The organism is Shewanella sp. Isolate13 (genome assembly GCF_022398325.1).
Classification (GTDB): Bacteria; Pseudomonadota; Gammaproteobacteria; order Enterobacterales; family Shewanellaceae; genus Shewanella.
On sequence record NZ_JAKEVD010000024.1, the window covers coordinates 40448 to 55531 of the forward strand.

At 47.8% G+C, this 15084-nt stretch carries 3 protein-coding genes and 1 pseudogene; 3 read left to right on the plus strand and 1 reads right to left on the minus strand.

Translation table 11 applies throughout. From position 1 onward, the window contains the following. Window positions 1–6: 6 nt before the first annotated feature. Window positions 7–11679, plus strand: coding sequence for an Ig-like domain-containing protein (locus L1D44_RS15090; protein ID WP_239891906.1), 11673 nt, complete (start codon window positions 7–9; stop codon window positions 11677–11679). A gap of 405 nt (window positions 11680–12084) precedes the next feature. Here the strand turns inward: L1D44_RS15090 and L1D44_RS15095 are convergent, their stop codons facing one another. Further along, window positions 12085–12999, minus strand: coding sequence for a helix-turn-helix transcriptional regulator (locus L1D44_RS15095; RefSeq protein ID WP_239891908.1), 915 nt, complete (start codon window positions 12997–12999; stop codon window positions 12085–12087). A 236-nt stretch (window positions 13000–13235) separates the two neighbouring features. On the opposite strand from L1D44_RS15095, the pseudogene L1D44_RS15100 reads away from it, so the two are divergent. Together L1D44_RS15100 and L1D44_RS15105 are read left to right on the plus strand one after the other, a co-directional pair. After that, window positions 13236–13754 (plus strand): annotated as a pseudogene (locus L1D44_RS15100) (transposase); the annotation flags it as partial. A 416-nt stretch (window positions 13755–14170) separates the two neighbouring features. Further along, window positions 14171–15082, plus strand: a complete 912-nt coding sequence (locus L1D44_RS15105; protein ID WP_239891910.1) for an FAD:protein FMN transferase — start codon at window positions 14171–14173, stop codon at window positions 15080–15082. Window positions 15083–15084 lie beyond the last annotated feature (2 nt).

The following is a 15084-nucleotide window of genomic DNA, read 5'->3' on the forward strand; positions in this document are numbered from 1 at the left end:
GTAATTATGTTTATCAATCAAATCAATCGTTCATTTCATGCGTTAATTTCGCTTTTATTGGTCGCCGCTCTTGCTGGTTGTGGTGGCGGTGACCGTGACTTCCTTGAAGATGGTCCAGATGTCGATCCATCAGCCCCTGTTATCGCCTCAATGCAGTTAGTGATTGGTGGGCAAACGGATTCCATAACCCTCTCTCCAGGTCAAGAGACCTCTATTGCGGTGCGCGTGACGCATGAGGACGACTCCATTGTTTACTTGGATCCTTCTGATGTGACGTTTGAATATCAGCGCAATCAGTCCATGCTGACCAAAAGTAGCGCATTAGGTGATGCGTCTACAGAAGATGCGCCTTTTGTGATTGATGGCTTTATGCTCAAAGTGCCTTTTCAAATGGATGAGAATGTGGCAGTGGTGGCAATATATGGTGATGACCGTACTGAGCCTGTCATGGTAGAAGTACATGATAAGGTGATAGAACACTTACAATTAACGCCAGCTGAGCAGATGATGGTTAAGGGGGGGGAATCTCTCTACCGCCTTGATGCTTTCTATGTTGACGGTAGTACTGCTCGCCTTGCGAGCGATGTGTTAACAGGTGGATGGCTGATCAGTGATGCTGCTGTGGCTCAGGTTGATAATGATTATTTTGAGGCGCTAGGTGCGGGTCAGGCTGTCATCACGTATGAATTAAATGGCGTTCGTTCTAATGAGGCGATCGTGAAAGTCAGTGGTGAAATGGTTACCGCCATTGATATTACGCCAACTCAACTTGATGTTGCAAAGGGCGCAAAGGGGGAGATCCGTGCGATGGCCACGCTATCGGATGGCAGTAAGTTAGATATCACCTCTTCAGTGTCGTGGAGTGAGCACTCAGCAATCATTGTGGATAAACGTGGTTTAGTTATGGGGGTGGCTGAGCAAGCGAACATCCCGCTGACAGCTGCCTTTAGTGGGGTTCAATCACCGCCTGCGTTGGTGACGGTAAAAGGGGCTGATATCAGCGCCTTAGTATTATCACCTTCTAATGCAACGGTGACTTTATCAGAGCAAGGTCGCTCATTGTCGTTGGTGGCGCAGTACACCGATGGTACTGCCTTGCCATACACTGATGTGGTGGGTGTGGTGTATACGCTCGATAATGACATTGCGGATGTTGATGTAAATGGCGATGTTCACCCTAAATCAGAAGGCGTGGCAGTGGTGAGCGCGAAAGCGCAAGACCGTCATGGCAACTGGGTTGAGTCGAACTCGGTGGCGTTGTCGGTGACGGCATCGCCTTTGGTGGGGATCACGCTGCACGCTGATAGCTCATATGTTCCTCAAGGTGTTTTTACTACGCTTCGCGCCATGGGTGAGTACGTTGATGGGCGTGTGGAAGATATTTCCTCACAGGTGAATTGGCAAAGCAGCGCACCGAGCGTGCTAACTGTGGCGGATGGCATTGCTTACGGGACAAGTGTTGGCCAGGCTGATGTGACAGCTTATTTGGGGGGAGTGCTCAGTGATGGCGTGCATATGGCTGTGACGGACGCGAAGCTGACTGCGCTGTCTACGTATTTTACCTCACCAAAAGCAGACGCGGACGGTATGGTGATATTACCAGTCGGGCTGCGTGGTCAGGCTGAGGCGATGGCATCCTTCTCTGATGGTAGTGTACACGTGGTTACTGACCAAGTGACTTGGCATAGCGGTGACGATGCGATTGTCTCCGTTGATCCTCAAGGGCTATTTACTGGTCAAGCTAAAGGTGAAGCGAGCGGTTACGCAAGCTTTAGCGCGGGTGGTATCACTATCGATAGTGGTAAAGGAAGCATCAAAGTTACGGATGCGACACCGGTACGTCTAGATATCTTGCCAAGCCAAGTAAACCTTGTGAAAGGACTAAGCGCAAAGCTTCATGCGGTGGCGACCTATTCGGATGGGCATGTAGCCGATGCATCTTCGGCAGCGGGGTTGTCGTGGACAACGCAAGATAGTAGCATTGCTACACTCTCTAACCAGGGGGGGGCGATGCAAGTTCAAGGTGTTGGCGTTGGTAGCACTACCATCAAAGCGACATGGGCTGAGTTAGAAGCGCCAGCATTGGTTAAGGTTGAAGAGAAAACCTTAACGGGCATGACGCTTAATCCTATCACTCAGACGCTAGCTAAAGGCAGTAAAGCATCAATGCAGGTGTTGGGTTTTTACTCAGACAATAGCCAGCAAAACATCACTTCTAGCGTGAGTGATTATCGCTCAAGTGATAACCATATTGTGATTGTAGACACAAGTGGTGAAGTCAGCGCACTGGCGTCTGGTTCTGTCACGTTGAGCGCTTCGTACGGTGGTTTTGAGGCGACAGCACAGCTTGTGGTGCCTGAGGCGAAAGTGACTGCGCTTCGCATTGGTGGTGCCGCGTCTATCGTGGCTGGCACTACAGAGGCTCTCTCTGCTACGGCGATATTTGATGATGGTAGTGAGTTGGATGTTACCTCGGCGGCGTATTGGCAATCAAATGCAAGCGGTGTGATTGTGGATGCGGGCTCGGTATGGGCAAAAGATGGCTCAGATCCAAGCGTAGCGATTACGGCCACCTTTGGTGGGCAGCAAGCACAAAAGACGCTGAGCATTACCTCAGCGACACTATCCTCTCTTTCTCTGTCACCAAGCAGTGTGCACATTATCGAAGGTGCGACGCAAACCTATACTCTAGAGGCGACTTACTCAGATAACACTAAGGTCGATGTATCAACACAAACGACTTGGACATCCAGCAATAACATCATTGCAGGCTTTACGCCGAACACGGCGATATTGACGGCCAGCACGGCTGGAGAGGTCACTGTGACGGCGACATTTGGTGGCATGAGTGCGCAGTCTGTGGTTTACATTGCAGATAGGACTGAGGCGGTTGAGTCGCTTCGCGTGACACCTACAACAACAACCCTGCCCGAGGGTGGTACATCCGCCATCAGGGTTGAGGCAAATTACAGCACTGACCCAAGCGTGTTTGTGGATGTTACGGCGCAAACGGCGTGGCAGGTTGATACGGACTATGCTGTTATTGGTGAGGGGGTGGTTGTGGCTCGTAAGGCCCATAGCGCGCCAATCACAGCGACCGCCATTTATGGTGGTAAGCAAGCGCCCTTAATTGTCACTATTACTAATGCAATGGTTGAGCGTCTTCAGTTAACGTCTGTGAATCCAACTCTTGCCAAGGGCTACTCGACTTCGTTGGTGGCAAGCGCCTTCTTTAGTAACGGCCTAGTTACGCAACCTGCTGCGACGGACATTTCCTGGACGCTCGACAGTGGCGAGGGCGTCACAATCAGTAATGGTGTGGTTACGGCCACCGAAGCTGGCAAAACCGCCACTATTAAAGCGGTTTACCAAGGGCAAAGCGCGACAGCGGTCATCACGACAAGCAGCGCAACGCTGGATTCAGTGTTGCTAACCGACTTAAGCGACACTCCACTGCTGCATTCAATGCTGCTGGCGAAGGGCATGAGTGTTGATGCCAAACTGCTTGGTCAACTTTCCGATGGTACAAGCGTTAATCTCGAGCAAAGCAAGGTAACTTACACCATCACAGGCGATGCTGTGACGCAAAGTGGAGGCACGCTTAACGCAAACCAAGAAGGGGTGTCAGATATTAGAGCAAGTTACGTCGACAATGGTCAAACGCTCACCTCTCAAGTGGTGGTAATGGCAGTGAGCGGTGCAGAGGTGGCATCGATTACCGTCACGACTGGTGATGTTACCTTAGTTAAAGGTATGACGGACACTCCGCAAGCGCATGCAACCTTAACTGATGGCATTAGTGTCGACATTACCCCAAACGTAACGTGGACTGTAGCGGATGATTCTGTAGCGAAGTTTGCTTCTCACCATACTCTAGTGGGCCTTGCGGCCGGTAAAACCACTTATACGGCAAGATTTGGTAGCAAAACCGCCACTGCGAATGTGGTAGTGAACGATACCACGTTAACTCACTTGTCTGTGTCACCACAATTTACGACGGTGACCGCGGGTCAAGCGAAGGGTTTTGTCGCGACTGCGAACTTTAATAATGGTACATCGCAAGAACTTGACACGGAAGTGAGTTGGTCGGTCAGTAATAGCAATGCCACCATCGATAGCGATGGCAAATTGACGGCCGTCTCGGCGGGCAGCGTGGCCGTGATAGCCACGTTAAGTAGTGACCCAAGTCAGCAAGTCCAGGCAAATGTCACTATCGTTGAGCGCAGCGTTCAATCGGTGAATGTGACGCTCAGCAGTAGCAGTATTGCCGCTGGCCAGAGTACGAGTGCAACGGCGCGAGTGACTTACACGGATAGCACCAGTGAAGATGTTACCAGCCAAGTGGCATGGGTATCATCAGATCCAGGCGTAGCTCTGGTGACCAATGGCTACATTCGCGGTTTAAAATCTGGTAGCTCAGGCATTCAGGCCACCTTTAGAGGGGAAACCAGCACGGCGGAGACCTTAACGGTATCAAATGCAACCGTATCGTCAGTGCAGCTTACGCCAGCAAGTGTCACGCTAGCGAAAGGTTACAATGCGCCGCTGACGCTAATAGCGACGTACTCGGACAATAGCACTGCAGAGATTCCGGCGTCGAACGTAACTTGGTCTGTAGACAGTGGTGAAGGTGTGACGATAAGTGCTGGTGTGGTCACCGCCACGGAGGTGGGTAAGATCGCAATAATTAAAGCTGTTTACCAAGGCCAAAGCGCAACGGCAGCCATCACAACAAGCGGGGCGATCATCGATAGCATCGAGCTGCTCGATGTTGCAACGGACAAGCCTTTAGCATCGACCGTGTTGCCTGTTGGCGGCACTCACAACCTGAAGGTGGTCGCGAGCCTGTCAGACGGTTCAGTGCAACCCTTAACATCGGGTGTGGCGTATCAGACCTCTGACGATACTGTGGCGACCATTGCAAGTGATGGTGCCATCACGGCATTAAAAGAAGGTGTTGCTAATATCTCGGCCAGTTACGCATCAGACGGACAAACCTTCACCAGTAACGCCACCATCATCAATGTGACGGGCGCGAGCGTGAAGAGCATAGCGATTGTGCCAGACTTTAACCCTACAGGATATCGTATTGCAGGGCTTGAATACGGCGTGAGCGTTCAAGCGGTACTGATGGACAGTACCACCGTCAACATTACCTCTCTGGTCACTTGGCAATCAAGCGATGAAACCGTTGCTAGTGTAATTAACGCTCGCGGTATGTTTGAGGCGAAAAAAGGCGGTGAGAGCGACATTACAGCACATTACGCGGGCTTTAGTGACACTCTTAATGTGAAAGTGATTGACGCAAGACTAACTTCACTTGATGTGACGCCAACCATGCAATCGTTGAGTGTTGGCTCAACCCAGCAGTACCAAGCAATCGCGCACTACAGTAATGGCGCTGCGGTGAACGTGACTGACCAAGTGTCATGGAGTTCGGTGCCATCAAGCATGGCAACCATCGATGCAAGTACAGGTCTTGCTAGGGCGGTCTCAATAGGCTCAGTCTCGGTAACTGCAGCGAAAGGCGGTATCAGTACCTCGGTCCCTCTTACGGTGAACGATAAGCCTGTGCAGTCGATTCAAATCAGTGCAAACTCAACGTCTCTTCCAGAAGGTCAAGACGCATCGCTAACGGCTGTGGTGACCTACACCGATGGTTCGCAAGAGGTTAATCGTGCTCAAGATGTGCTTTGGGTCTCCAGTGAACCCCTTAATGGCGTAGTGAAAAACGGTCAGTTTTACGCATTAGCTAAAGGTGATACCGACCTGACTGCGACCTTTAGGGGGAAGACAAGTAATGTTCTTACTATGAATATTACCGATGCGACGTTATCAAGCCTGACGCTGACGCCTACCACATCCAGTGTGGCAGCGGGTCAAACGCAGCGCTACGCGCTGATGGGAACATACACGAACGGTCAACAGCATGACGTGACCAGTCTAGCGACGTGGGTTGTCACAGCCAAAGACGGCAGCGCGACCACGATTGCTAGCATGGCAACTAAAGGGGAAGTCAGCACCAATACTTCAGGTGAAGTATTGGTGACGGTAACCGTTGGTGCATTAAGTACCGATGCTGGGTTGACGATCACCAATAAGAGTGTAAAGCAAGTGGTGTTTAATCAAGGGCAAGATATTGTCCTAAAAAAAGGCGACACTGCTACCCCAGAGGTAACGGTGATTTACTCAGACGGCACCTCAAGCACGGCGGTTAGTACAGACCGCAACCTGACGTTCCGCGCAACCACCGCCATCCCGACAGTCGCGGAGTTTGATATGACAAACAAAGGTCAGATCAACACATTTAGCGAAGGTAAGGCGCAAGCGTGGGTGGTATACCAATCGGGTGCTGACGCCTTCATATCTGAGAAGGTGGATGTGGTCGTGACGGGTAAAGTGGTCAGAAGCATCGCCTTTACGCAAACGCCACCTGCCCTACCTAAAGGCACGCAAGGCAGCTTTGTGCTTGAGGCGACGTACTCCGATGGCACGACAGCAGAGGTGACCCACAACGCCATATGGGTCTCATCGGACACGGACAAGGTGACCGTTCTTAACGGCGAGGTTACAGCGAGTCGCACTAACACCGGTGACAGCACTATTACCGCGAACTATGAAGGCAAAACAGCTACGCACACCATGACAGTATCGGGTGCGACACTCACGCACGTTACGCTGGATGTGAATTCAATGCAGTTGCATCAGGGGTTAACGAAAGGCCTAACCTTAACGGCGTATTACACCGATGGCAGTACGCAAGAGCAAACTACGACCGCAAGTTGGTCATCGGCAGACAACACGCTTGCGAGCGTGTCTCAAGGCACAGTAACGGGTGTGGCACAAGGCAGCACGATCATCACGGCAACGCTTAACGGTGAAACGGTCAGTGCGGATGTGTTTGTGATTGAGCGTAGCGTAGACCGTATTGAAACTCAAATCGGTGCCATGGTTATCAATAAAGGCGCGAGTACGACCTTTGATGTCTATGCATACTATGAGGGTGATACCACTACAGCGGTTAATGTGACAAATCAGGCTGAGATAAGTGTTGATACAAACGTAGCCTATGTGACCAATGGTCAGATTTATGGCCATGCACAAGGTACAACCAATCTGAATGCGATCTTCAAAGGCAAGCAAGCCACTGAAGTAAAGGACTTTACCGTGGCCGATAAAGCGATATTAGGCTTGCAGCTAACCCCTGCAACGCAAACGTTGCCAAAAGGGGTAAGCGGCACTTATACGCTGACGGCGATTTACACTGACCACACTACCGAAGTGATTGATAACACAGGTGCTACTTGGTCGATTGTACCTGACGGTATCACTGGTATGGTACCAACATCAGTCACGGTTAACCAAGGCGAGGTCACGGCTAACGAGGACAGTGGCGTGGCAACAGTTAAGGTTGCTTACCAAGGTGTTGAGGCCACTGCACAAGTTACGACAACCAACGCAACGCTTGAAAGCATTGTGCTGATGGACGTATCAAAAGGCGCACCACTGAAACCGATGACGCTACATCATGGCCAAGCCCATTACCTTCTTGCTGTCAACGGTCTCTACTCGGATGGCAGCAGCGCTGCACTTACAACAGGCGTGACTTATAAACAAGATGGGGATGCTGTTGTTTTGGCGAATTTGGGCGGTCATGGTATGTATGTTAACGACCATCGCACCACCGACGCCTCATTGGTGTATGCAGAGTACACACCAGCAGGTGGCGAGACACTGGGTACAGCAAGGGTACCTGTTACGGTTACAGGCGCCCAAGCTGCATCGCTTAGCATCGTGCCGAGCTTTGATGCCAGCCAAGACTTAATGAAAGGTTTAAGTTATTCACTCAAAGCGATAGCAGCACTTGATGATGGGACGCAAGTGGATGTGACCTCGATTGTGAACTGGCAAAGCAGTAACAGCGCCATTGGCGAAATGTCGAATGTGACCAAAGGTCAGCTTAACACCAAGGCCGATGGTGGCATCACCATTACAGCAAGTTACGGCACCTACAACGATGCGATTGCGGTGACAGTGGCAGATGTGACACTGCAAAGTATCACTCTCACGCCAGCGAACCAGTCAATGGATGTGGGACAACATCAGCGTTATCATGCCTTGGGTCACTATGATAGCGGGGTAACATTGGACATCACTAACCAAGTGAGTTGGTCAAGTTCTGATAGCGCGGTTGCAACCATCAACAATCAAGGTGATGTGAATGCGGTTGCGCCAGGTGTCATCACTGTTCATGCCAGCAAAGATGGTATTGATGGTCAGACCAACCTAACCGTTAAGGTTGTTGGTGAGGTAACGTCGGTACACATTGAGTTGTCGCAAGCTCACTCGCTCGCTATAGGAGAAAGCGCACCGCTGAACGCCCTGATTTACTTTAAAGATGGCGCAAACAACGACTATGACGCCGCAAAGCGTGTCTACTGGAAGGTGGAAGATCCATCGATTGGTTACGTTATGGATGGTGTGTGGTACGCAAGAGCGGTTGGTAACACGGTAGTTACGGCAGCGTTTGGGGGGATTACATCAAACGAAGAGTCGGTGCATGTGAATACGGCAGCGGTGACATCTCTTGCTATGACGCCGTCATCCAAAGTGGATTTGGCGAAGGGGCGTACGTATCAGTTAGCGGTAGAGGCGACCTATACCAATGGTGGTACGGTCATACAAACGGATGCAGCAAATTGGTCAACGACGGACAATGCCGTGGTCAGTGTAAGTCAAGAGGGGTTGGTGACAGCAGTGGGTAATGGTACTGATAGCACGGTGACTATTACCGCGAGTTTTGGGGGTAAGACGGCTTCGGTAGAGGTTGAAGTGACCTCGGCAGTAACAGATAGCCTTGAACTCAATGGTAATGCTGCTATCACACTAAACCAAGGGGAATCGTTAGCGCTGCCTACTCTATGGCGTCACTCAGATAATAGCACCAAAGCAATTGACTTAACCGATACCAACTTTAGCTTTAAGAGTGATAATGATGCGATAGCCAGCTTTAACGCCATTAACAAGCTTAACGCAAACCGAGAGGGGGTAACTCAGGTATGGGTCGAGTACGCCGATGGAGCTGATACGGTTAAATCGGAGAAGGTTGCGGTATTAGTGCAAAGCAAAAAAGTGACAGGGCTTTCTTTCGCTCAAAGTCAGGTTAGCATCCCTAAAGGGGAGTCTGCGCAGTTTATACTCGAGGCGGCGTTTAGTGATGGTACTACGCTTGATGTAACAAGCTCTGCTGTGTGGGGGTCAAGTGACCTAGGCGTATTTGCGGTAAGTCGTGGCGTGGTTACGGCAAGTGATACCATTGACTTAACGGTTAAGAGTCAGGCGACATTAACAGCGACATACGCGGGCATACCGCAGACGTTTGTGGTGACGGTGACGGGGGCAACACTTGAACGCATTACGCTAAGTCCTACTTCAGTGAAGCTCAATCAAAACTTGACACAACAGTTGAGTATAAAGGGGTATTACAGTGATGGGGGCGAGTATGGTATTGCTGCGAGTAACTTTAACTGGACATCAAGTGCCGGCTCTCGTGTCGGTGTGGATACAAATGGTTTAGTGACCGCAAATGCAGAAGGAAATGCCACTATTACTGCAACGGCTAAAACTAACGCAAGTATCTCTGCCAATATCGATGTTTATGTGGTGGAGAAGGCGGTAAAGTCGCTTCGTGTTGAGCTAACTAAATCTACTTTCAAAGTGGGCGAGTCACAGGAAATTAAAGTCTGGGCTACCTATGAAGGGAGCACCGCTGAGGCCGATGTGACTAGTCAGACTATATTTGGTAGTGCAAGTGGTCACGTAGGTATTTTTGCTGGCTACATCACTGGACTGACTGAAGGCACGGATAAAATCACCGCTAGTTTTGGTGGGGTGGATAAAGAGCAAAATATTGAAGTAAGTGGAGTGGTTTATACAAGCTTGATATTAATCGCCGACTCAACAGCGATTGAAAAGGGGGGAACCACGAATTTGACGCTGCAAGCGGTGGGGGTTAATGGCCAGATATATGACTCATTAGACTTAACAAATGTTGACTGGACTATTGATGAGCCAACAGTTGTCTCAATAACCAATTTGACGCTTTCAGGTTTAACCCCTGGTGACGCAACGCTCTCAGCAAGGTATGAGGGGGTAGGCAGCAACCAAATTAACATAAACGTCAAAGAGGAAAGATTACAGCTGATGGCTTGGGTTGTTGGCGAACGCACCGTAAGTACAGGGGATACCATTTTGGCTGCGGGTGATACCGCTTACCTAAAGGTTACTTATGATGGAGTTGCTGTTGACATAAAGGATGTAGAACTTACTGCGTTAAGTGGTGGATCGTTAGCTTATTTTGACTACTTAACTGGGGAGTTCTTCTCGAAAGATAGCTCTCACTTTCCGGATTGCACACAAAATGGCCGTAGAGCGAGAGATTTAATGTGTATGGATGATATATTAGTTAGTTACAATGTGAAATACAAAGGGGAAGAAACGACGTTTACTGTGCCCTTTGTCGGTCTAGCTATCGATAAGATAAAGGTACACCAACTCTTCCCTGAGCCAGAAGAGGGGGCAACTGGTGTTGATTTAGTGAATACCACGCGAGCAGAGGTGCCTGTTGGTTCGGCACGCCAATTGTTTGCAACCATAACTTATAGTGATGGTACACAGGATGAGCATGTGACAAGCAACAGTCATGGGGGAGGCTTTCTTAAAGTGGTTGGCTATTCTGGTGACGAATGGGAGGTAGAGGTTTTAAACTACGGTGACAGTTATTATTACAAAGGGGTGGAGCACCTTAGTAAGTACCACTATAGTTTTGGGCAGTTTGCTAAAGAAGACAAAAATGGCTGGCTGATAGCAGGTGCTCGTTATAAGGATGGGGCGTTTCTCTCTGAAGCACCGGATATTGGTGATGAGTACGAGATAGGCGTTAGTTTTTCGGATCTTTATACCTTTGGCCTTAACCCGGTAGACACGCATGGTGTGCCGAATGCTGGCATACCTAATTATGCAGTAAAATCCCCCGATTTGATGGCACAAGGTTTGAACAAGAATCAAGATTTAACACAAGTAGATACAGAAACGATTACTATCAAGATTGTTGACCCTGATGAACATGTAAATTCGACTTGGGGGGTGTCTGTTCCTCAATCAATAGGCGACTTTGTTTTCCACCCGGCTATATCTGGTAAAGAGTACGAAAACGCAACGGGAGTGATTTATCCCTATATTGATAGCAAAAATAACATTAGAGCACCTTATATAGGTACATTGGGAGTTGCAGCAGATATTTGTCAACAGGTGTATCCAGAAACACATATAGGCTCACATTATGGGATTGCTGGGCCGGGACAGATAACAGATGCTTTAGAGTATATTAACGATAACTTTGGGGTATCGGGTGAAGAAAGTATGCAAGTTCATTTTGGATGGCGTGAAACTATAGATGATATCGTGTGGACGGACGGGATTAACACTTTAACAGGGAATGTTAATACTAGACTAGGCATATTTTCATCAACAGCTATTGGTTATAATTGGATTGATGCAACCAAAGTAGCTAATAGACTTGGGGTTCAGTGTGCAGGGTGTTTATCAGGAGAGGCTATCAGCACTAATCCTGAAGTACAGCTAAAAACTGTTCAGTCGTACCATATGCAATGTAAATAAGTGTTCTCGTGACAACAGATTTGCGTTAAGGCTCGAACGAAACTGGCATTAGTCAATTCGCACCCGTTGTGCCCAATCATTGGGCGCATCAGGTGCGGATGAACTAAGTCAACGCTTAATGTGCCTGATTCTGGCGTAGGGAGAACCGAGCTGAACTAATACTTTTGGACATCTCGTTAAGTGAGTAAATTAGCACAAAAGTGGGAGGGAGCTGAACTTAACCTTTATGAATAACAACTTTACAGCTGACGCTCTTGAGCTGAGAAAAAAACAAGCACCACATAGAGAAGCAGAATTGGCAGCGTAAGGGGCTAGGCTTAAACGTCAACTTGCCGAGCAAGCTGACTATATGGCCATCTTAAAAAAGGCGGCTGTAGATCCAACCTGTACTGGATAAGATCAATGCTAATTTTCCTCCATCAACTGCTCATAACATTCCAATACACTGCCGTAACTTAATAAAATCAGGTGTGTCGGAACCAAATAACCCAGCCACTCGTACTCGCTATTAACGTGCTTAACCCTTGGTTGTTCAGTTCCTCCTTTCGTAACTAAATTAGGCTCCAGCTGTGAAACAATCAGTGAGTTTAAAATGTCACCATATAAACGGAAATACGTGTACTGAGGAATGCGTTCTAATTTGAATAACTCTTCCACCCACATTTTAAGAAACGTGATAAACACATCTTTTCGTGTCGAATGGAATGCAGACAAAAAGACCACCTCATCATCATCGTTAAGGCCAAGAGAAGCCAGTGTGTTGACCTTTTCGTATTTCATATGATCAAAATAACCTCGAAGCCTATCAACACTCATTACATGAAACCCTAGCTGCCCATAAAAATGCCTATCATGCCGAACAAGCAACGTGTAGTTGAACGTGCTGTGATCTAAGACTTGCTGTGCATTCACATGGATATGCTGTGCCCTGTTTTCATAAATAGCGTCTTGCAACGTCAGTGCCGCCAGTGGTATTTTCTCAACACGCTCATATAGCAGTGCGCTACCATCCGTGTTGTCATAACAATAGTCAAAGCCGAATCGGCGTACATTCCATCGTCTTTTAATAGTCGCATCCAAAAACTTCAAGCTGCGCTTACAATGCTGGCACAGCTCAATGAGCGCATCACGACAATCCAGTATCAATAACGCCTTTGCTTGCTTTTTGATGTTTGGTGTGACTTTACCACTTTCCCAGCGATGGTAAGCAATAGTAGTGACAGCAGCAAAATCGATATCTGCGTTCAAGCGCTCAACCATTTTCTGTTGTGTGAGGCCGTTCTTTATTCGATAGTTCTTTAAAATCTCGCCAAATTCCATTTTCAAAAATCCTGTATGCTAATTACCTAGCCAATGCCTCTGCTTTTGGGTTCGTTAATAATTTATGTTTAGCTGCTTATTTTGATACACCTTCTATTCTCCTCCACTGTAAATAAAAGATGTCTAATGATTTTGAGGAGAGAGTAATCACCAGTTTCGACCCTAAGGCAAGAGTTAGTCAAGGTTTGTAATTCATATAAGTGCTCAAAATCATCGACATCTACAGCATCTTCAATGTTGGTCGGGTGGTCTTATCAGTCTAGAAACCTTTGCTCTGTGAAATGGTGTTGTTTAAAACGAGAGGTAAAGGGCGAAAGGTCAACGTAGTACGACAACCGACTGCCACATAACGCTCAATGGACTTATGAATTGACGGCAAAAGAGCCTTATGAGTTGGTGAGCAATCTAACAATGGAAGCGATGCCGCCCAAGAAGGTGGAAAATCTTTACCAAAAGCGAATGCAGATTGAAGAGACTTTTAGGGACTTAAAATGTCTGGCTTACGGATTTGGTTTACGCCATAGCCGAACATGTGATGCGGCAAGAATGGATATCCTGCCGATAGTCTTGCTGGTGCAATTGGTATTTTGGTGGGTTGGATATTTGGTGGAGTACAGCAATTGCAACAACACTTCCAGACTAATACGGTGAAGAAACGTAATGTACTATCGATAGTACGAATGGGAAAAGAGCTGATGCGACGGCGAGACAGATCCCCAATGTCAGTCGATGACCTACTCAATGCAGTCAGGTAGCTGGCAGAGTTATCACTTATTCACGGCTGCTGGGGATATAAATTATGAGGGGATCCTAAATGATTGTATTTACTTAGTCGTGTGTCTAGAAGTAGTGGGATGGGTTAAAATATTAATATTTTCAATAAGTTAAATTGTTAAGTCCTCGCCAGAAACATCTCCGTCACATTTTAATTAACAATAACCCTTATTAATATGTAATAAGGTGTCTCGTAGCTTATATTCAAATTTGTAACCTTAAAAATCAAAGAAAGAATGTTATCAGCTACATCATTAAAACTATGAAACAAAGCTCTATTTTCAAAATTGATCTGAATATTGGCTTTCGTAAGCCCTTAGTTCTGCTAGCCATTAGCTCAATTGTACTTTCAACACTGTCTCATGCTGGGCATTTACCACGTTTAAAAGGCAAAACGATGGGCAATACCTACCGTGTTATCTGGGTAGGTGATCACAAAGACGTAGAGCATATGATTGATATTCGTAATCAAGTTGAAGAACACCTCACCGAGGTTAACAAGTCAATGTCGACCTGGGATAGACATTCAGAGCTAAGCCTAATTAATCATTCTACTCAAACCAATAATATCAAGCTTTCGCCAGTACTAACCAAAGTCGTGACTGAAGCTATACGCCTTGGTGAATTAACTAAGGGCACATTAGACGTCACCGTCGACCCACTTGTTCAACTTTGGGGATTCGGCGCAAACTCACAAGCGCCTACGAAGCCGAGCATGGATGAGATAAAACAAGCCATGACTAAGGTTGGTATCGGCAAAATCACCATCAATGGCCATCAACTAACACGTGAGCATAATGAGGTTCGCATTAATTTATCAGCCATAGCTAAGGGGTATGCGGTCGATGCCATCGCCGAGGTGCTAAAGAAAAACGATATCAACAACTTTCTGATTGATATTGGTGGCGAAGTAAAAGTGAGTGGCACCAAAAGGAACCAACCTTGGGTTGTGGGCATTGAAAAGCCAGCAGCTGATGCAGCAAGCCCTATGGTGGCTTTAGAGTTAACCGATAAAGCGATAGCGACATCTGGAGATTATCGCAATTACTTTAAACAAGACGGTCAACACATCTCTCACATCATAGACCCCAAAACCGGCCAACCTACACCGCATCAGGTGGTGTCTACCACAGTTATTCATGATTCATGTATGACTGCGGACGGGTTAGCCACCGCTTTGATGATTATGCCGATCAAGGATTCGTTAGCATTAGCAGAAAGGATGACGCTGCCGGTGATGATTATTGAAAACCACTCGAACGAGCTGGTTATTCATGAATCATCAGCCTTTAAGCAGTACCGGCCTTAACT

Coding starts and splice junctions, on each gene's coding strand:
- L1D44_RS15105 (WP_239891910.1), top strand. CDS start 14,171: ATGGGCAATACCTACCGTGTTATCTGGGTAGGTGATCACAAAGACGTA.
- L1D44_RS15090 (WP_239891906.1), top strand. CDS start 7: ATGTTTATCAATCAAATCAATCGTTCATTTCATGCGTTAATTTCGCTT.
- L1D44_RS15095 (WP_239891908.1), bottom strand. CDS start 12,999: ATGGAATTTGGCGAGATTTTAAAGAACTATCGAATAAAGAACGGCCTC.